The sequence below is a fragment of the Cupriavidus sp. KB_39 genome, assembly GCF_052114485.1.
GTDB lineage: Bacteria > Pseudomonadota > Gammaproteobacteria > Burkholderiales > Burkholderiaceae > Cupriavidus.
In genome coordinates this window covers 104,737-122,629 of record NZ_JBFREV010000007.1, presented here as the reverse complement: position 1 = coordinate 122,629, position 17,893 = coordinate 104,737, and the positions used below count along the sequence as shown (strand labels likewise).

Below are 17,893 nucleotides of genomic sequence, written 5' to 3'. Positions count from 1 at the left end.
GGACATCATCGCCGCCATATAGGCCATCCRGATCAAAGGCTTGCGATGATTTCCTCGAGCGTTACGCGAATCTCGTCGAYCGAGCGCGTGGCGTCAATGACCCGGAAGCGCGCCGGGGCTGCCGCCGCACGGCGCAGGTACTCGTCACGCGTGCGCTGGAAGAAGGCGCGCGATTCGGCCTCGAACTTGTCCGGCGAACGCGCGCCGGCCAGCCGCGCACTGGCGGTCTCCAGCGGGACGTCGAACAACAGGGTCAGGTCGGGTTGCAGGCCGCCCTGCACCCAGGTTTCGAGCACTTCCAGCCGCCCGGTGGGCAGGCCCCGCCCGCCGCCCTGATAGGCGAACGTGGCGTCGGTGAATCGGTCCGAGATCACCCAGTCGCCTCGAGACAGGGCTGGCTCGATGACTTCGGCGATGTGCTCGCGGCGCGCCGCGAACATCAGCAGCGCCTCGGTTTCCAGGTGCATCGGCCGGTGCAGCAGCAGCTGGCGCAGGTCCTCGCCCAGCGGCGTGCCGCCCGGCTCGCGCGTGGTCACCACGCTGCCCGTATCGGCACGTGCGCGCAGGCGTTCGGCCACCCAGTCGATATGGGTGCTCTTGCCGGCGCCGTCGATGCCTTCGAAGGTAATGAATTTTCCGCGCATGAAAGGCTTATTTGCCGCGCTGGTATTTATCTACCGCGCGATTGTGTTCGGGAAGCGAATTGGAGAAATGGCTGCTGCCGTCGCCGCGCGCCACGAAGTACAGCGCATCGGACGGCGCCGGCGTSGTGGCCGCGGCCAGCGAGGCGATGCCCGGCAGCGCGATCGGCGTGGGCGGCAGGCCGGTGCGGGTGTACGTATTGTACGGGGTGTCCGTCTGCAGGTCCTTCTTGCGCAGGTTGCCGTCGAACGACTCGCCCACGCCATAGATCACGGTCGGATCGGTCTGCAGCATCATGTTCTTCCGCAGCCGGTTGATGAACACGGCGGCAATCATCGGCCGCTCCACGGCCTGCCCGGTCTCCTTCTCCACGATGGAGGCCATGACCAGCGCCTCGTACGGCGTCTTGTACGGGAGGTCCGGCGCGCGGGCGTTCCAGGCTTCGTTCAGGCGCTTCTGCATGGCGCGGTAAGCGTGGCGATACAGCTCGACATCGCTGCTGCCGCGCGCGAACAGGTAGGTATCGGGGAAAAACAGCCCCTCGGGTRACGGTTCCGTCGCACCGATGGCCTTCATCAGGTCTGCATCGGACATGCCCGCCGTGTCGTGCTTGAGTGCCGGGTTGGCATCGACCGCCGCCCGCATCTTGCGAAATTCCCAGCCTTCGATCACGGTAACTACATAGTGCGTGACCTCGCCCTTCACCATCTTCTCGATGATGTCGAGCGGCGTGATACCGGTCTCGAACTGGTAGCCGCCGGCCTTGAGGTCGGCGCCGTGGCCGGTGATGCGGGCCAGCAACTGRAACAGGCGCGGGTCCATCGACACGCCGCCGCGCTGGATCTGGCGGCCGACGSYGGYRACGCCCGAACTGGGCTTGATGATGACCTCGACGGGCGAGGCGGACAGGCCGACCGGCTGGTGCGCCCACCAGGCGAAGCCGCCGGCGGCTGCCAGGGCAAAGACCAGCAGGACCCCGATCAGACGCAGAACAATACGTTTCATGGAGGATTGGTGAATTTTGGCGACGCCAGGGTGATGCCAACGCCATGCCCCCAACGGCGGGTCGGGATCGGCAGGGCGGCGGGCCGGAATGGCGACAGCCCCATATAATACCGGGAGCCCCGCGCCGCCACGAGCCCGCATCGTCACGTTGCCGATTTGCCCTGGCGGCAAGCGTCCCTATATAGAGGAGGCGGCGGCACCCCATTCGGCGTGCCGCCGCCTCCCGTCACCTGTTCGCCAACCGGCCTGATTGCATGTCCAACGCAACTCCCACCCTGGCTTCGAGCCTTGAATCGCTGCGCCGCACCGGCGTAATCGCCACGCCTGCTGGCGTCGGGCTGATCCGCGTGGCCGGCGACGATGCCGCCGCGTTCCTGCACACCCAACTGACCAACGCCGTCGAGGATCTGTCCCCGGACACGGCGCGGCTGGCCGGCTACTGCTCGCCCAAGGGTCGCCTGCAAGCCAGCTTCCTSATGTGGCGCGATGCCGACGGCATCGTCCTGCAGATCTCGGCCGACATCCAGCCGGCCATCCAGAAGCGCCTGAGCATGTTCGTGCTGCGTGCCAAGGCCAAGCTGTCCGATCTTTCCGCCACGCATGGCGTGCTCGGCGTGGCCGGCCCGGCTGCCGCCGGCGCGCTCGCCGTGGCGGGCCTGCCCGCGCCGCAGGGTCCGCTCCAGGCAGCGAGTGCCGAAGGCGTCACCGTGATTCGTCTGACCGATGCCGATGGCGCCCCCCGCTGGCAGATCGTGGCCCCGGCGGAGCGCATCGCCGCCCTGCAGCAGACGCTGTCCGGCAACCTCGACGCCGCCGCGCCGGCCTTCTGGGACTGGCTCGACGTGCTCTCCGGCGTGCCGCGCATCAGCACGCCGACGCAGGAGCAGTTCGTGCCGCAGATGATCAATTTCGAGCTGATTGGCGGCGTGAACTTCCGCAAGGGCTGCTATCCGGGCCAGGAAGTCGTGGCGCGCAGCCAGTATCGTGGCACGCTCAAGCGGCGCATGTGGCGCCTGCATGGCGATGGCGAGGTACCGGCCGCYGCCGCCGAGATCTTCCGCCCGGAAGACCCGGAACAGCCGTGCGGGATGATCGTCAACGCGGCGCCGTCGCCTGAGGGCGGCTGGGATGCGCTGGCGGAACTGAAGATCGAGGCGGCCACGGGCGCGCTGCGGCTCGGCGCTGCTGACGGCCCGGCCGTGGCCACGCGTGCGCTGCCGTACGAAGTGCCGCTGCCGAATGCGGCCGAAGCGGCCGGCTGAATCTCCCCGGAGCGCCGACATGAGCGATCATCTGTACGTCTATTTCAAGGTACCGGACGAGCGGGCCGTCGAGGCCCTGCCCCACTGGCACCGCTGGATGGAAACGGTGGCCGAAGCCACCGGGATTGGTGGTACGCTCATGCGCAGGCCCGAGACCCGCGCCGGCCTGCAAACCTGGATGGAATGCTATGCCGATGTGCCGCCCGCCTTCGACGCCACGCTCACGGGCCTGTGGCACCAGAGCGGGTTGTCGCAATGGGTCAGCGGCGAGCGGATGGCGGAACGGTTCGTGGATCTCGATGTCTTGTAGTTGTCTTGCAGTGTGCTGCATGAAGACATCGACTGATCAAGTTGTAAAGGAAGTGCTATGTGCCTGATTCTGGTGGCCTGGCAATCGCACCCGGACTATGCCCTGGTGGTTGCCGGCAACCGCGACGAGTTCTATGCCCGCCCGGCGGCGGCCGCGCACTGGTGGCAGGATGCCCCCCACGTGCTGGGCGGTCGCGACCTCGCGGAAGTGATTGGCGAACCCGGTACGTGGATGGGCATTGCGGGCGCTGACGCCCAGCATGCCGGCCACGCCCACCCGGGCGCGCGCTTTGCCGCGCTGACCAATTACCGCGCGCCGTCCGAGAAGCGCACCGATGCGCGCTCGCGCGGCGAACTGGTGTCGCAGTTTTTGCGCGGCAACCAGAGCGCCGACGAATACCTGCATGCGCTGGCCGGCGACCACGGCGCCTACAACGGCTTCAACCTGCTCGCGAGCGATCTGCACGACCTCTGGTGGTACAGCAACCGTTCGCCGTCGCGCCAGCCGCAACGGCTCAAGCCGGGGCTCTACGGCTTGTCCAACGCGCTGCTCGATACGCCGTGGCCCAAGGTGCGCAGCCGCGTGGGCGCGATGTGCGAAGTGTTGGCAGCGGATAGCGGCCAGCCTACCGCCAGCGCGGAACCGTACCTGCAACTGCTGGCTGACGACCGTCAGGCGCCCGACTGGGAAYTGCCGCGCACGGGCGTGGCGCCGGAATGGGAAAAGCTGCTGTCGTCGTCGTTCATCCGCTCGCCGAGCTACGGCACGCGCGCCAGCACGCTGCTCCGCGTGCGGCACGATGGCCGTTTCGACTTCAGCGAGCGCAGCTTCGATGCGAATGGTCCGACCGGCGAGGTGATGTATCGCGGCCGGCTCAACGTGGCGCGCGACCCGGGCACCGTGCCGGCGCCCCGGTAATCACTGTTAAATCCGTTTCCGCATCTCCACGTGCGGGATGCCGGCTTCCTCGAATTCCTCACCCACCTGCTCGAACCCCACGCGCGCGTAGAACGGCGCCGCGTGGGTCTGCGCGTTGAGGATCAGTTCGGGATAACCGAGTTCAGCGGCCTTGGCCATCAGCGCGTCCAGCACCTTCGCACCCATGCCGGTGCCGCGCGCCACCTTCAGCACGGCCATGCGGCCGATGTGGCCGTCCGGCAGCAGCCGGCCCGTGGCCACGGGCGTGCCATCGGCGGCGAATGCCAGCGCGTGCCAGCTCGGCTCGTCCATGTCGTCCCATTCCAGTTCCACCGGCACACCCTGCTCCTCGACAAAAACGCTGTAGCGGATGGCGCGGGCGCGCTCGAGGGCTTCGRCCCAGGCGCAAACGATGACGGTCTCGGACATGATTCGATCCAGCTTGGAAGTCTGTAGAAAGGCGCAATGATACGCTGCGCAACGGGCGAATCGTAACGCAATGCACCAAACATCCTAGGGTTTCCCCGGTCGGCAGGCGCGCCGAAAATTTGTATGATGACCTGACTACCTGATCACTGCCCTCCCTCGCCGTGCCCGTCTTCCAGAAAATTCCCGCCCGCGCCCTGACCGACAGCGTTGCCGAACAACTGCTCGAGAAGATCGAAGGTGGCGCCTTCCCGCGCGGCGCCAAGTTGCCGACAGAGGCCGTGCTGTCCGAGGAATTCGGCGTCAGCCGCACCGTGGTCCGCGAGGCGATTGCCCGGCTGAAGTACGAGGGGCTGGTGGAATCGCGCCAGGGAAGCGGCGTATTCGTCACCGATCAGGCGGGCATCCGGCCGCTGCGCATCGACTACACCGATACCGGCACGCTCGAATCGGTGCTCCAGATCGTGGAACTGCGCCGTTCGATCGAAGCCGAGGTAGCCGCGCAGGCCGCGCGCCGCCGCACCGATACGGCCATGACCAATATCGACGCCGCGCTGGCGCACCTCGATGCCACCGTGGCCGAAGGCGGCGATGGCGTGCAGGCGGACGTGGCCTTCCACCGTGCCATTGCCGAAGCCACCGGCAACCCCTATTTCCTCAAGACGCTGGCCTTCCTGAGCCAGTACCTCGAAACCGCCACGCGGGTGACCCGCACCAACGAAGCCCGCCGCGAGGACTTCTCGCGCCAGGTGCGCGAGGAACACCAGACCATCGTCGCGGCCATCCGCGCCGGCGATGCCGATGCCGCGCGCAACGCCGCGCAGACCCACATGTACAACGCCGCGCGCCGCCTCGCCCAACTGGGCGAGGACACGCCGGCCGAACGCGACGGCCTCCGCTCGCACTGAAACACTTCCGTAGGAGATTCAATATGTCCCGCAATGTCGGCGTCATCGGTTTGGGCGCAATGGGCAATGGTGTCGCGCAGTCGCTGCTGCGTGCCGGTTTCAAGGTCCACGCCTGCGACCTGCGCCCCGAGGTGCTGCAACGCTTTGCCGATGCCGGCGGTGTGCCGTGCGCCAATCCGGCCGAACTCGGCGAACGTTGCGACGTGGTCATCACGCTGGTGGTGAACGCCGCGCAAACGGAAGCGGTGCTGTTCGGTGACAACGGGGCCGTGCCGGCCATGTCCGCCGGCAAGCTGGTCATCGCCAGCGCCACCGTGCCGCCCGTCTTCGCCGAGACGCTGGGCAAGCGGCTGGCCGAGCGCGGCCTGCTGCTGCTGGACGCACCGGTCTCCGGTGGCGCAGCCCGCGCCGCCAGCGGCGAAATGACCATGATGACCTCCGGCCCCGCCGAGGCCTACGCGCTGGCCGAGGACGTGCTGGCCGCGATGGCGGGCAAGGTCTACCGCCTGGGCGACGCGCACGGTGCCGGCTCCAAGGTCAAGATCATCAACCAGCTGCTGGCCGGCGTGCATATCGCYGCCGCCGCCGAGGCCATGGCGCTGGGCCTGCGCGAGGGCGTGGACCCGGACGCGCTCTACGACGTCATCACGCACAGCGCCGGCAACTCGTGGATGTTCGAGAACCGCGTGCCGCACATCCTCTCCGGCGACTACACCCCGCTGTCCGCCGTTGACATCTTCGTCAAGGATCTGGGGATGGTGCTCGACACCGCGCGCACCAGCAAATTCCCGCTGCCGCTGTCCGCCGCCGCACACCAGATGTTCATGATGGCCTCCACCGCCGGCCACGGCGGCGAGGACGACTCGGCCGTGATCAAGATCTTCCCCGGCATCGAACTGCCGGCGGCCAAGGCCAAGTAAGGGAGCGCGATGATGACTGCATCGACCCCATCGACCCACACGCCCCTGCTCGGCTGCATTGCTGACGACTTCACCGGCGCCACCGACCTCGCCAACACGCTGGTTCGCAATGGCATGCGCACCGTGCAGACGATTGGCGTGCCAGCAGCCGGTACGGCCGATGACGCCGTGCAAGCGGACGCCATCGTCGTGGCGCTGAAGTCCCGCACCATCCCGGCCGCCGACGCCGTCGCGCAATCGCTGGCCGCGCTGGCCTGGCTGCGCGCCCAGGGCTGCCGCCAGTTCGTGTTCAAGTACTGCTCGACCTTCGATTCGACGGACGCCGGCAACATCGGCCCCGTGGCCGAGGCGCTGCTCGAGGCGCTGGGCAGCGACTTCACCATCGCCTGCCCGGCCTTCCCCGAGAACGGCCGCACCATCTTCCGCGGTCACCTGTTCGTGGCCGATACGCTGCTGAGCGAGTCCGGCATGGAACACCATCCGCTCACGCCGATGACCGACGCCAACCTGGTGCGCGTGCTGCAACGCCAGAGCCAGAGCAAGGTCGGCCTGCTGCGCTACGACAGCGTGGCGCGCGGTGCCGACGAGACCCGCACGCGCATCGGCGCCCTGCGTGCCGAAGGCGCGCGGCTGGCGATTGCCGATGCGATCTCCGACGCCGACCTGTTCACGCTCGGCCAGGCCTGCGCCGACCTGCCGCTGATCACCGGCGGCTCCGGTATCGCCCTGGGCTTGCCCGAGAACTTCCGCCGTGCCGGCCTGCTGCCGCAACGCGTGGATGCCGCCGAGGTGCCGTCCGTCGATGGCCACGGTGTGGTGCTGGCTGGCAGCGCGTCGCGCGCCACCAATGGGCAGGTAGCGCACTGGATCGCCCAGAAGCGCCCCGCCCTGCGCATCGACCCMCTCCGGCTGGCCCGTGGCGAGCCGGTGGTGGACGAGGCGCTGGCCTTTGCCGCCGATCGCGCTGAACCCGTGCTGATCTACGCCACCGCCACCCCGGATCAGGTCAAGGCCGTGCAGGCCGAACTGGGCGTGGAGCGCGCCGGCCATCTGGTGGAGGCCGCGCTGGCTGGCATCGCCGCCGCGCTCAAGGCCTCGGGCACGCGCCGCTTCGTGGTGGCCGGCGGCGAGACCTCCGGCGCCGTGGTCCAGTCGCTCGCCGTRCAGGCGCTGCGTATCGGCACGCAGATCGCGCCGGGCGTGCCCGCCACGGTCACGCTGGACGCCACGCCACTCGCGCTGGCCCTGAAATCGGGCAACTTCGGCGGCGAGAATTTCTTCGACGAGGCGCTGCGCGCGCTGGGAGCGGCGCAATGAGCGGCAAGACGGAATCCGCGCTGCGCGAGGAGATCTGCCGCGTCGGCGTCAGCCTCTACCAGCGCGGCTACACGGTCGGCACGGCGGGCAATATCAGYGCCCGGCTCGATGACGGCTGGCTGATCACGCCGACCGACGCCTGCCTCGGCACGCTCGACCCGGCCGCCGTGGCCAAGGTCGGCCYGGACGGCAGTTGGGTGTCCGGCGACAAGCCGTCCAAGACGCTGACGCTGCACCGCGCCGTCTACGACAACAATCCGAACGTGCATGGCGTGGTCCATACCCACTCCACGCACCTGGTGGCGCTGACGCTGGCTGGCGTCTGGCAGCCCGACGATGTCCTGCCCCCTCTCACGCCGTACCACGTGATGAAGGTGGGTCATATACCGCTGATTCCCTACCACCGTCCCGGCGACCCAGCCGTGGCCGCGCGCGTGGCCACGCTGGCCAACGACGTGCGCGGCGTGCTGCTGGCGCGCCTCGGGCCGGTGGTGTGGGAAGACAGTGTCTCGCGCGCGGCGTACGCGCTGGAAGAACTGGAGGAGACCGCCAAGTTATGGATGATGCTCAAGGACCAGGCCGGCTTTGCCGACCGCGCCAGCCTCGATGAGGCTGCGTTGACCGAACTGCGCGACGCCTTCAAGGCGCGCTGGTAGCCCGGGCAGGCCCGACGTCGATCAGTAGAACGCCCCCCTAGGACAAAACGCGACGATTTTCGCGACGCGAGCTGCGTGGTGCCCCCGGCCCCGCGCGGGATGCGTGCGCGCCAACGATTGCCGGCCGTCATCCGACGGCCATGAAATTGGAGACCTCAAACGTGAATACTTCCCACACGGCGGCCGGCGCGGCTGCCATTCCCGCCAGCGGCCGGCTCGACGCCGACGCCGTCATCGAGAAACGCGCCTACAAGAAGGTGTTCTGGCGCATCATGCCGTTCCTGATGCTCTGCTACGTGATCGCCTACCTCGATCGCGTGAACGTGGGCTTCGCCAAGCTGCAGATGGCCCAGGACCTGCAATTCTCCGAAACCGTGTTCGGCCTCGGCGCCGGGCTGTTCTTCATCGGCTACTTCCTGTTCGAGGTGCCCAGCAACCTGCTGATGCACCGCATCGGCGCGCGCATCTGGATCGCGCGGATCATGATCACGTGGGGCATCATCTCGGCGCTCTTCGTGTTCGTGAAGACGCCGACCACGTTCTACATCATGCGCTTCCTGCTCGGTYTGGCTGAAGCGGGCTTCTATCCCGGCGTGATCCTGTACCTCACCTACTGGTTCCCGGCCGACCGCCGCGCCAAGATGATCGCGCTGTTCATGTCGGGCATTCCGGTGGCCGGCATGTTCGGCAACCCGCTCTCGGGCTGGATCATGGACGCCTTCCACGACACGCACGGCTGGGCCGGCTGGCAGTGGATGTTCTTCATCGAGGCCCTGCCGGCATTCCTGATCGGTGTCGTCACGGTCTTCGTGCTGCGCGACGGCATCGACAAGGCCCCGTGGCTCGACGCCGATGAAAAGCGCGTGCTCAAGCGCAATATCGAGGAAGACGAGCGCAACGCCAGCGCCGCCGCCACGGCCAACGGCCAGCGCGGCGTGCATTCGCTGGGCGCCGTGTTCAGCGACCGCCGCGTGTGGTGGATGTGCCTGATCTACTTCTGCTTCGTGACCGGCCAGTACGCGCTGACGTTCTGGATGCCGACCCTGGTCAAGGCCAGCGGCGTAAGCGGCAACCTGAAGATCGGCCTGCTCTCGGCGATTCCGTTCGTCTGCGCCATCGTCGTCATGAACATCCTCGGCCACAGCGCCGACGCCCGTCGCGAACGCCGCTGGCACCTGATCGTGCCGGCCCTGATGGGTGCCGTGGGCTTTGCCATCGCGGCCTCGTTCACCGACAATACYGTGGTAGCCATCGCCGCGCTGTCCCTGGCGGCCGCCGGGGTGTTGACCTGCGCACCGCTGTTCTGGTCGCTGCCGACGGCGTTCCTGTCGGGCATCGCCGCCGCATCGGGCATCGCCGTGGTCAACTCGGTGGGCAACCTCGCCGGCTTTGTCTCGCCGTACATGGTGGGCACGCTGAAGGATCTGACCCACAGCACGCAGCTGCCGATGTATGTGCTGTCCGGCATCCTGGTGGTGGGCGCGCTGCTGGTGTGGCTGACGCCCGCTAAGATGGTCAACCGCTGATTCCATTCCTCCTAGGAGACCGCCATGCCGCGCTTTGCCGCGAACCTCTCGATGATGTACACCGAGCACGATTTTCTGGACCGGTTCGCCGCCGCGGCGGCGGACGGTTTCCAGGCGGTGGAATACCTGTTCCCGTACGATCATCCGGCCGCCGAGATCCGCAAGCGGCTCGATGACAACGGGCTGACCCAGGCGCTGTTCAATGCGCCGCCGGGCGACTGGGGCGCGGGCGAGCGCGGCATCGCCGCCCTGCCCGGCCGCGAAACCGAGTTCCGCACCGCGTTCGCGCGGGCGCTCGAATACGCCGGCGTGATCGGCAACGACCGCGTCCACGTGATGGCCGGCCTGGTGCCGGCCGATGCGGACCGCGCGAAGGCGCGTGCCACGTATCTCGAGAACCTGGCCTATGCCGCCGCCTCGGCCGCCGCGCAGGGCGTGACGGTGCTGATCGAGCCGATCAACACGCGCGACATGCCGGGCTACTTCCTGAACCGCCAGGACGACGGCCAGGCCATCTGCCAGCAGGTGGGCGCCGCCAACCTGAAGGTGCAGTTCGACTGCTACCACTGCCAGATCGTCGAGGGCGACCTMGCGGTCAAGCTCAAGCGCGACTTCGCGGGCATCGGCCATATCCAGATCGCCGGCGTGCCGGACCGCCACGAGCCGGATCTGGGCGAACTGAACTATCCCTACCTGTTCAACGTGATCGACGAACTCGGCTACGACGGCTGGATCGGCTGCGAGTACCGCCCGCGCGCGGGCACCTCGGCGGGTCTCGGCTGGCTGAAGCCGTACCTCAATCGCTRAACTGAACGTCTACACGACTGAGCTGCAACCATGAATGTACTGATTACCGGCGGCGCCGGCTTCCTCGGCCTGCAACTGGCCCGCCTGCTGCTCAAGCGCGGCAGCCTGAACCTCGACGGCAAGGCCGTCACGATCGACCGCCTGACGCTGCTGGACGTCGTGGCGCCGCAGATCGACGATGCGCGCGTGCGCGTGGTCACCGGCGACCTCTCCGACCCGGCCGTGCTGGCCCGCGCGATGGATGCCGATACCGGCGCMGTSTTCCACCTGGCCGCCGTGGTCAGCGGGCAAGCCGAGGCCGATTTCGACCTTGGCATGCGCGTGAACCTCGATGCCTCGCGCGCGCTGCTCGAAACCTGCCGCCAGCTGGGCCACCGCCCGCGCGTGGTGTTCACGAGTTCGGTGGCCGTCTATGGCGGCAAGCTGCCGGCCGTGGTGCAGGACGACACCGCGCTGAACCCGCAGTCGTCGTACGGCGCGCAGAAGGCCATCGGCGAACTGCTGCTGTCCGACTACAGCCGACGCGGCTTCGTCGATGGCCGCGTACTGCGCCTGCCGACCATCAGCGTCCGCCCGGGCAAGCCCAACGCGGCGGCGTCGTCGTTCGCCAGCGGCATCATCCGCGAACCGCTGGCCGGCGAGGCCGCCAACTGCCCGGTGGCCCCCGAGACGTCGCTGTGGCTGCTCTCGCCGCGCGGCGCCATCACGGCGCTGGTCAACGGCCTGGAACTGGACGGCGCGCGCTTCGGCAACCGCCGCGTGGTGAACCTGCCGGGCCTGTCGGTAACCGCCAAGCAGATGGTCGAGGCGCTCCGGCGCGTGGCCGGCGACACCGTGGCCGACCGCGTCACCTGGCAGCGCGAAGAACGCATCGAGAACATCGTCGGCACCTGGCCGGCGGCATGGGACGTCACCCGCGCCGTCGAACTGGGCTTCCAGAGCGACGCGAGCTTCGATGACGTGATCCGCGGCTATATGGAGGATGCGGGAATCGGGGGCTAAACCGTCCGACTGCGGTTCGATTGCGGAGGTTTTCGTCCCCGAAAGCCTCCGCCCTACCGCTCCGGCTTCACCACCTCGTACGCCTCGATCGTCTCCCTGACCTGCCCGGGGATCGGGGCCGATTTCTGCGTGGCCGGGTCAGCGCAGACGTAGATCACCTCCCCGGTGATCAGGTGTTCGTCGCCGCGATACATTTCCACGCGGAACAGCATGCTCGAGCGGCCCAGGCGGGCCATGCGGCCGCGGATCTCCAGCACGTCGTCGAACCGCGCCGAGGCGTGGTATTCCAGGGTCGACTTCACCACGAARATGTCCACGCCGTGCGCGTGGAGCACGTCTTCGGGATAGCGGATGCCCACCGCGCGCCAGTACTCGGTCACGCAGATATCGCAATACGTCAGGTAGTGCGCGTTGAAGACGATGGACTGCGGGTCCACCTCGGCCCAGCGCACGCGCAGCGGCACGCTGTGGCGGAAATCCTCTTTCGCCATGTTTCGTATTCCCCAAGCCAATACGGGCGCCTCGAGGGGCGCCCGCATGTCATCGTCATTCAGCGAATTACTGTGCCTTGGCCAGGCCCAGCTTCTCGATGATGGCCTTTTCCTTCTTGACCGTCTCGGCGGCGAAAGCCGCGTACTGCTCGCTGCTCATGTAGTACGGCTCCATGTCGAACTTGGCGAGCGACTCGCGGTAGTTCGGCATTTCCATCGCCTTCTTGAACGCGTCATGCAGTTTCTGCACGATCTTCGGGTCCGTGCCCTTCGGCACCACCAGCCCGAACGGCGACGTCTGGACGATGCCCATGCCGAGTTCCTTTAGCGTCGGCACGTTCGGGAAGCGCGCCGAGCGCTTCTCGCCCCAGGTGGACAGCAGGCGCAGCTTGCCCTGCTCCACATACTGCGCCCACGCCGGCGTGTCCGCCACCGACATCACGTGGCCGCCCAGCAGGGCCTGCATCGATTCCGAGTTGCCTTTGTAAGGAATATGCGAGAACTGCACGCCCTGGCGCATGGCCAGTTCTTCCATGGTCAGGTGCAGCGTGGTCATCGAGCCTGGCGAGCCGTAGGTCAGCTTGCCCGGATTGGCCTTGGCGTAGGCCACGTACTCCTGCATCGTCTTGATCGGCGAATCGGCCGGCACCACCAGACCGAACGAATACCCGGCCAGGTTGATGACGTACGACAGATCCTTCACCGGATCCCAGTTGATCTTGGTGGTGTACGGCAGGCGGTAGACCGGCATGGCGACCTGGGCTAGCGTGTAGCCGTCAGGCGCCGTGGATTGCATCAACTGGGCCGGCAGCACGCCGCCGGCACCCGGCTTGTTCTCGACGATCACGGGCTGGCCGAGGATCTTCGAGGCGTTGTCGGCCAGCACACGGAACGGGATGTCGGTGGAACCGCCCGCCGTGTAGCCGATGATCAGGCGGATCGGCCGGGTTGGGAATTTTTCCGCCTGCGCGTGGGCCGGCAGGGCTGCGAAACCGATCGCGGCCGTGGCGGCGAGCATGCCCGCACGGGCGATGAAATGGCGGCGTTGCATAAGTCAATGTCTCCTTCTTCTGCTGCAGTTCTGCAATATTGCGACTTCAGGTCTTGAATGCTTGACGGAGCGCGCCGTTGGCGTCGGCGTGCGCCTGTAGTACAGCCGGCACGAAGCGGCCGAGCTTGAAAAAATCGTGAATCATCGACGGATAGTCGACCAGCGTGGCCGGCACGCCCGCCGCCTGGAGCTTGGCGGCGTAGGCCACGCCCTCGTCATGCAAGGGGTCGTAGCCGGCCACGGCGATCCAGGCCGGGCATACCCCGCGCACATCGGCGCCGGTACCGCCCCCGTCCAGCGGCGCGAAGCGCCAGTCGTCACGGTCGGCGTCCTGGCCCAGATAGTGCGAAAAGAACCACTGGATCATGTCGCCAGTGAGCAGGTAGCCCTCGGCCAGTGCGCGGTGCGAGGGTGTGTCCTGCCGCGCGCTCGTGCCTGGATAGATCAGCAGTTGCAGCACCGGCGCCAGGCCGGCGTTGCGGGCCGCCACGGCGCTGGCTGCGGCCAGCGTGCCGCCGGCGCTGTCGCCGCCGAGCGCGATCCGGGCCGGGTCGGCGCCCAGCCGCTCGGCTTCGGCGACGACCCAGTGCAGCGCGTCGAACGCATCGTTGGCGGCCGTCGGGAATTTCCAGTCCGGCCCGAGCCGGTAGTCCACCGACAACACCWGGCATTCCGCGCCCATGCAGAACGTGCGGCACAGCGCATCGTGCGAATTGACACTCCCCACTGTAAACCCGCCGCCGTGGAAATACACCAGCAACGGCAGCGGATCGGCCCAGCTTGCCTCGCGCGGTGCATAGAGCCGCACCGGAATCTGATGGCCGTCGCGCGCCGGGATGGCGAAGTTCTCCACGTCATGGACGGGCGGCGGCGAAATATCGAGGATCGGGGCGCTTTTCTCGTACGCAATCTTGGCGTCCGCCACGTCCAGCGCGTGGATCGGCGGGCGCTTGGCGCGCGCGATCAGGTCCAGCAACTGCGCAACTTGCGGGTCGAGCGGCTGGGAGGACTTGCCAGGAGGAACACCGGACGCGGAATCGGTCGGCAAAGGCTTGGCGGACATGGACTGACCCGAGGAAGCTGTCTCTGAATATTGTCGAGGTTCGAATAGTGAACGATCGTTCGTTTTCCGTATCATGCCAGCGTTTTGCGGTTGCAGCATGACGAAATCATTCCGGCGATGTGTTTTGGCGACGCTTTTGCGCGATCATCGACCACATCAGCGGCTATGCTGAGAGCGTATTCCATCGGGAGACACCATGACAGGCGAGCACTTGCAGGTTGTACACGGGGATATTACGCGGCTGGAGGTCGATGCCATCGTCAATGCCGCGAACAACGGCTTGTTGGGCGGCGGGGGTGTGGACGGCGCCATCCACGGCGCGGGCGGGCCGGCCATCATGAACGCGTGCCGGGCGATCCGCGATGCACAGGGCGGCTGCCCGACCGGCGAAGCGGTCATCACCACGGGCGGCCTGCTGCCGGCGCCCTATGTCATCCATGCGGTGGGGCCGGTCTGGAAAGGCGGGAGCCAGAACGAGGACGCGCTGCTGGCCAACGCCTACCGCAACAGCGTGCGGCTGGCCGGCGAGCAGGGCCTGCGCACCCTCGCCTTCCCGAACATCAGCACCGGCATCTACGGCTTTCCGCGCGAGCGCGCCGTGGACATCGCCATCCGCGCCGTGCGGGACGCCCTGCCCAAGGCGCCGAGCCTGGAGCAGGTGACCTTCGTCTGCTTCGATGACGAGAACTACCGCCTGTATCGCGAGCGGCTCACCTAGTCACCTTCACCACCCTCCACGATCGATCACGGCAGCGCGCTGCGGATCAGCAGATTGATCCGCTCGGGCTGCTCGTGGATGATCCAGTGCGTGCCTTCCGGAATCCGCTCCAGGCGCAGGTCGGGGACGAAGTCCTCCAGCCCGTCCGCGAGCGTCTTCGGTAGCGCGCGGTCGTTCTCGCCCCAGATCACCAGCGTGGGCACGCGTACGACGAAGGCCGACGGATCGAGCCGCGAGATGTCCGGCGCGGCTTCGCCCGGCCCGGGCGGGTGCATCGGCGAGGCGCGGTAGTAGTTCACACCCCCCGTAAGCGGATGGCTCCCGACATCGCCCGGCTGCGACCACGCCGCGTGGTACCGCGTGCGCGTCTCGCCGTTGAACCAGGCGGGCAGCCGGTCGGCATCGCCCGTCAGCATCTTCTCCAGCAGCGCGAATTCGTCAGCGGCCAGCGCCTGCTCGGACCCCGGCTTGCGCAGCCAGTTCATATAGCCCGATGCCTTTTGCTGCGCCGCATCGGCCGACAGCGCGCGCGCAAACACATAGGGATGGGGCGAGTTGATGATGATCAACTGCTCGACCAGATCCGGATGCTGGATGGCGAGGTTCCAGCAGATCGCCCCGCCCCAGTCGTGCGCCACCACCACGCAGCGCTGGTAGCCCAGCGCGCGCACGAACTGCACGAGATCCTCGACCAGATGCTTCGGTTTGTAGGCGTCCGGCTCGGCCGGCTTGCTGGACAGGTTGAACCCACGCAGGTCCGGCGCCACGGCGAAATGGGTCTGGCCGAACTGCGCCAACTGGTGCTCCCAGGCGTACCAGAACTCGGGAAAGCCATGCACGAACAGGATCAGCGGCCTGCCCTGCTCCCCGGCGCTCGCGTAATGGAGGCGGGTGCCGTTGGGCAGGTTGGCAAACTGCAGGTGCTGAATCACAGCGGGTGCGGTCATCGCGGTCTCCATCGCCACTCCTTTAYGTTAGGGTGGCTCGGTTCAGCCGCGCAGCGCGGCGATCAGGCCGGCGCGCACTTCTTTCTTGTCGCCGAACGGATCGCCCGGATTGCGCTGGCCGACGATGTCCTCCATGCGTTGCCGCACCGTCTCCAGCGCCTGCGGGTGGGAGTAAATATAGAAGCTTTCGTCGCGGATGGCGTCGAAAGTGAGCTGCGCCACATCGGCCGCCGTCACCTTGCCCGAATGCACGGCCTTGTCCGACAACGCCTGCGACACCAGTTGCGAGCGCGTGGGCGGTGCCTCATTGGCCAGCCCGGCCGGCCGGTTGCGCTGCGACTGGCTGATGCCGGTCGGCACGAAGTACGGGCACAGCACCGAGCAATGCACCTGCTCCGTGACCAGGCTCAGATCCTGGTAGAGCGATTCCGATAGCGACACCACCGCGTGCTTGGAGACGTTGTAGACCCCCATCGCCGGCGGGTTCAGCAGCCCCGCCATCGACGCCGTATTGACGATATGGCCCTGGTAGGCCGGGTCCTTCGCGGCGGCGGCCAGCATCAGCGGGGTGAAGATCCGCACGCCGTGGATCACGCCGTAGAGGTTCACGCCGAGCACCCAGTCCCAGTCCTTCTGGGTGTTTTCCCAGAGCAGCCCGCCCGCGCCGACGCCGGCGTTGTTGAACAGCAGGTGGACTTCGCCGAACGCGGTCATCGCCGCGTCAGCCAGCGCCTGCATGTCTTCGGCGCGCGACACATCGGTGCGCAGGCCGATGACTTGCACGCCCTGCGCCTTGAATTCGGCGACGGTTGTGTCGAGTGCATCCTCCTGCACATCGGCCAGCACCAGCTTCATGCCCAGCGAGGCACCGATCCGGGCGAATTCCTTGCCGAAACCGGACGCGCCGCCGGTGATCACCGCCACCTTGCTCTCGAACTGCTTCATATCGTCTCCTCCGGCAGATGCCTTCTTATATAGGGATGTCAGGCGGCGGACTGCACGTGGTAGCCCTGCCGCGGGAAATGGACGTTGACGGCGCCGGCACGCGGGTCCTGCCGGCGGATGGTGACCACGTGGCCGGTCAGCGTCAGCAGCACGCCGGCGACGGGATCCTTCGCATAATCGGTGGGCGTGACCGTGACCGGGTCGCCCGCCGCCAGGCCGCTGCCGGGCAGGATGGTGGTGTCGTGCGGCAGCGGGTCGTGGTTCAGCGCGTCGGCGATGGCGGTCTCGGGCGGCACCACGCGCAGCTTGCCGTGGCCGTACGCCTGCATGCGCGCGAACCAGGTCTTGACCAGCGGGTAGCCGTCGAGGATCGCCGCCAGCGGCGTGGCGCGGCGGATGAACCAGAGGTTGTGGAACAGCGAGAAATCGGCAATCGACAATTCCGGGCCGGCCACATGCGGCACGCCGGCTGCGAACTGCTCCTGCAGGCGGCCCAGCGTGTCGTGGAGCATCGCGGCGGCCTCGGGCAGCGGCATGCGCAGCGCGTTGGTATCGCCGCGCATGGCCTTGCGGTCGGCGATGAACGCCTGCACCTGGCCCGGCGTCAGGTGCGCCAGCATCGCCTGCACGCCGGCTGGCTGCATCGTGTAGGTGACCGAGGCCGTGAACAGCGCGCTGTCGATCCACGCCGCCGCCAACCGCGCCGAGGCAGCCTGGATGGCCGGATAGAGCGGCGGCTGGGGGGCCAGCCGGTCCAGCACGTCGCAGATCAGCGCCGTATCGCAATAGATGTCCGCGCCAATCTGCATCACCGGGGTGCGCCGGTAGCCGCCGGTCAGCGCCAGCAGGTCGGGCTTGGGCAGGATGGGTGGGATCTCCACCGCGTTCCAGGTCAAGCCCTTGGCGCCGAGCACGAGACGAATCTTCTCGGAAAACGGCGAGGTGGCGTACTGATGCAGGATGATGTCAGGCATGCGAT

The 17,893-nt window shown here is 67.5% G+C and carries 20 protein-coding genes; 11 read left to right on the top strand and 9 right to left on the bottom strand.

All coding sequences use genetic code 11. The features are described 5' to 3' along the window. Nucleotides 1-32: 32 nt before the first annotated feature. Nucleotides 33-644 carry a dTMP kinase gene (tmk, locus tag AB4Z27_RS07965; protein ID WP_441644193.1) on the bottom strand — a complete coding sequence of 204 codons (612 nt, stop codon included), beginning with the start codon at nucleotides 642-644 and terminating at the stop codon, nucleotides 33-35. Between the two features lie 7 nt (nucleotides 645-651). Next, complete coding sequence (mltG, locus tag AB4Z27_RS07960; RefSeq protein WP_441644192.1) at nucleotides 652-1,647, bottom strand: endolytic transglycosylase MltG; 996 nt, start codon at nucleotides 1,645-1,647, stop codon at nucleotides 652-654. A gap of 254 nt (nucleotides 1,648-1,901) precedes the next feature. Between mltG and ygfZ the strand changes: the two genes are divergently transcribed. The 3 genes from ygfZ to AB4Z27_RS07945 are packed head-to-tail and all read left to right on the top strand — an operon-like array spanning nucleotide 1,902 to nucleotide 4,137. Then, the gene (ygfZ, locus tag AB4Z27_RS07955) at nucleotides 1,902-2,909 is read left to right on the top strand and encodes a CAF17-like 4Fe-4S cluster assembly/insertion protein YgfZ (protein ID WP_441644191.1); all 1,008 of its coding nucleotides are present in this window, start codon (nucleotides 1,902-1,904) and stop codon (nucleotides 2,907-2,909) included. Between the two features lie 19 nt (nucleotides 2,910-2,928). Continuing rightward, on the top strand, nucleotides 2,929-3,219 hold the full coding sequence (locus AB4Z27_RS07950) for a DUF4936 family protein (RefSeq protein WP_441591034.1): 291 nt from the start codon (nucleotides 2,929-2,931) through the stop codon (nucleotides 3,217-3,219). Nucleotides 3,220-3,276: 57 nt separating this feature from the next. Then, nucleotides 3,277-4,137 (top strand): NRDE family protein, encoded by an 861-nt coding sequence (locus tag AB4Z27_RS07945; protein ID WP_092293195.1) that lies wholly within the window; start codon nucleotides 3,277-3,279, stop codon nucleotides 4,135-4,137. Between the two features lie 6 nt (nucleotides 4,138-4,143). On the opposite strand, the gene AB4Z27_RS07940 is transcribed toward AB4Z27_RS07945, so the two are convergent. After that, on the bottom strand, nucleotides 4,144-4,566 hold the full coding sequence (locus AB4Z27_RS07940) for a GNAT family N-acetyltransferase (RefSeq protein ID WP_441644190.1): 423 nt from the start codon (nucleotides 4,564-4,566) through the stop codon (nucleotides 4,144-4,146). 161 nt (nucleotides 4,567-4,727) lie between these two features. Between AB4Z27_RS07940 and AB4Z27_RS07935 the strand changes: the two genes are divergently transcribed. From AB4Z27_RS07935 to denD, 7 genes are all read left to right on the top strand, one after another. Further along, nucleotides 4,728-5,471 (top strand): FadR/GntR family transcriptional regulator, encoded by a 744-nt coding sequence (locus AB4Z27_RS07935; protein WP_092293192.1) that lies wholly within the window; start codon nucleotides 4,728-4,730, stop codon nucleotides 5,469-5,471. A 23-nt stretch (nucleotides 5,472-5,494) separates the two neighbouring features. Further along, a complete protein-coding gene (gene ltnD / locus AB4Z27_RS07930) occupies nucleotides 5,495-6,391 on the top strand; it encodes an L-threonate dehydrogenase (protein WP_092293190.1) in 897 nt (298 codons plus the stop codon). Nucleotides 6,392-6,403: 12 nt separating this feature from the next. Continuing rightward, nucleotides 6,404-7,708 carry a 3-oxo-tetronate kinase gene (gene otnK, locus AB4Z27_RS07925; RefSeq protein ID WP_441644219.1) on the top strand — a complete coding sequence of 435 codons (1,305 nt, stop codon included), beginning with the start codon at nucleotides 6,404-6,406 and terminating at the stop codon, nucleotides 7,706-7,708. Continuing rightward, entirely contained in the window at nucleotides 7,705-8,364 is a 660-nt protein-coding gene (gene otnC, locus AB4Z27_RS07920; RefSeq protein WP_441644189.1) for a 3-oxo-tetronate 4-phosphate decarboxylase, read from the top strand. The genes otnK and otnC overlap by 4 nt, the downstream gene beginning before the upstream one ends. Before the next feature lie 161 nt (nucleotides 8,365-8,525). Then, nucleotides 8,526-9,890: an MFS transporter gene (locus tag AB4Z27_RS07915; RefSeq protein ID WP_092293187.1), complete on the top strand. Its 1,365-nt coding sequence runs from the start codon at nucleotides 8,526-8,528 to the stop codon at nucleotides 9,888-9,890. A gap of 24 nt (nucleotides 9,891-9,914) precedes the next feature. Then, complete coding sequence (otnI, locus tag AB4Z27_RS07910) at nucleotides 9,915-10,697, top strand: 2-oxo-tetronate isomerase (RefSeq protein ID WP_092293185.1); 783 nt, start codon at nucleotides 9,915-9,917, stop codon at nucleotides 10,695-10,697. Nucleotides 10,698-10,727: 30 nt separating this feature from the next. Continuing rightward, complete coding sequence (gene denD / locus AB4Z27_RS07905) at nucleotides 10,728-11,699, top strand: D-erythronate dehydrogenase (RefSeq protein ID WP_441591037.1); 972 nt, start codon at nucleotides 10,728-10,730, stop codon at nucleotides 11,697-11,699. Nucleotides 11,700-11,752: 53 nt separating this feature from the next. Here the strand turns inward: denD and AB4Z27_RS07900 are convergent, their stop codons facing one another. From AB4Z27_RS07900 to AB4Z27_RS07890, 3 genes are all read right to left on the bottom strand, one after another. Further along, entirely contained in the window at nucleotides 11,753-12,190 is a 438-nt protein-coding gene (locus tag AB4Z27_RS07900; protein ID WP_092293182.1) for a YbgC/FadM family acyl-CoA thioesterase, read from the bottom strand. A 67-nt stretch (nucleotides 12,191-12,257) separates the two neighbouring features. Then, nucleotides 12,258-13,241: a tripartite tricarboxylate transporter substrate binding protein gene (locus tag AB4Z27_RS07895; RefSeq protein ID WP_441644188.1), complete on the bottom strand. Its 984-nt coding sequence runs from the start codon at nucleotides 13,239-13,241 to the stop codon at nucleotides 12,258-12,260. A 46-nt stretch (nucleotides 13,242-13,287) separates the two neighbouring features. Further along, entirely contained in the window at nucleotides 13,288-14,304 is a 1,017-nt protein-coding gene (locus AB4Z27_RS07890; RefSeq protein ID WP_441644187.1) for an alpha/beta hydrolase fold domain-containing protein, read from the bottom strand. 196 nt (nucleotides 14,305-14,500) lie between these two features. On the opposite strand from AB4Z27_RS07890, the gene AB4Z27_RS07885 reads away from it, so the two are divergent. Continuing rightward, on the top strand, nucleotides 14,501-15,022 hold the full coding sequence (locus AB4Z27_RS07885) for an O-acetyl-ADP-ribose deacetylase (RefSeq protein WP_092293176.1): 522 nt from the start codon (nucleotides 14,501-14,503) through the stop codon (nucleotides 15,020-15,022). Nucleotides 15,023-15,048: 26 nt separating this feature from the next. Here AB4Z27_RS07885 and AB4Z27_RS07880 read toward each other — a convergent pair whose 3' ends face one another. Genes AB4Z27_RS07880 through AB4Z27_RS07870 form a run of 3 tightly spaced genes read right to left on the bottom strand, consistent with a single transcriptional unit; the run spans nucleotide 15,049 to nucleotide 17,888 of the window. Beyond that, nucleotides 15,049-15,981, bottom strand: coding sequence for an alpha/beta fold hydrolase (locus tag AB4Z27_RS07880; RefSeq protein WP_092293174.1), 933 nt, complete (start codon nucleotides 15,979-15,981; stop codon nucleotides 15,049-15,051). Between the two features lie 30 nt (nucleotides 15,982-16,011). Continuing rightward, nucleotides 16,012-16,914, bottom strand: a complete 903-nt coding sequence (locus AB4Z27_RS07875; RefSeq protein ID WP_441644186.1) for an SDR family oxidoreductase — start codon at nucleotides 16,912-16,914, stop codon at nucleotides 16,012-16,014. 38 nt (nucleotides 16,915-16,952) lie between these two features. Continuing rightward, complete coding sequence (locus tag AB4Z27_RS07870) at nucleotides 16,953-17,888, bottom strand: glutathione S-transferase family protein (protein WP_092293169.1); 936 nt, start codon at nucleotides 17,886-17,888, stop codon at nucleotides 16,953-16,955. Nucleotides 17,889-17,893 lie beyond the last annotated feature (5 nt).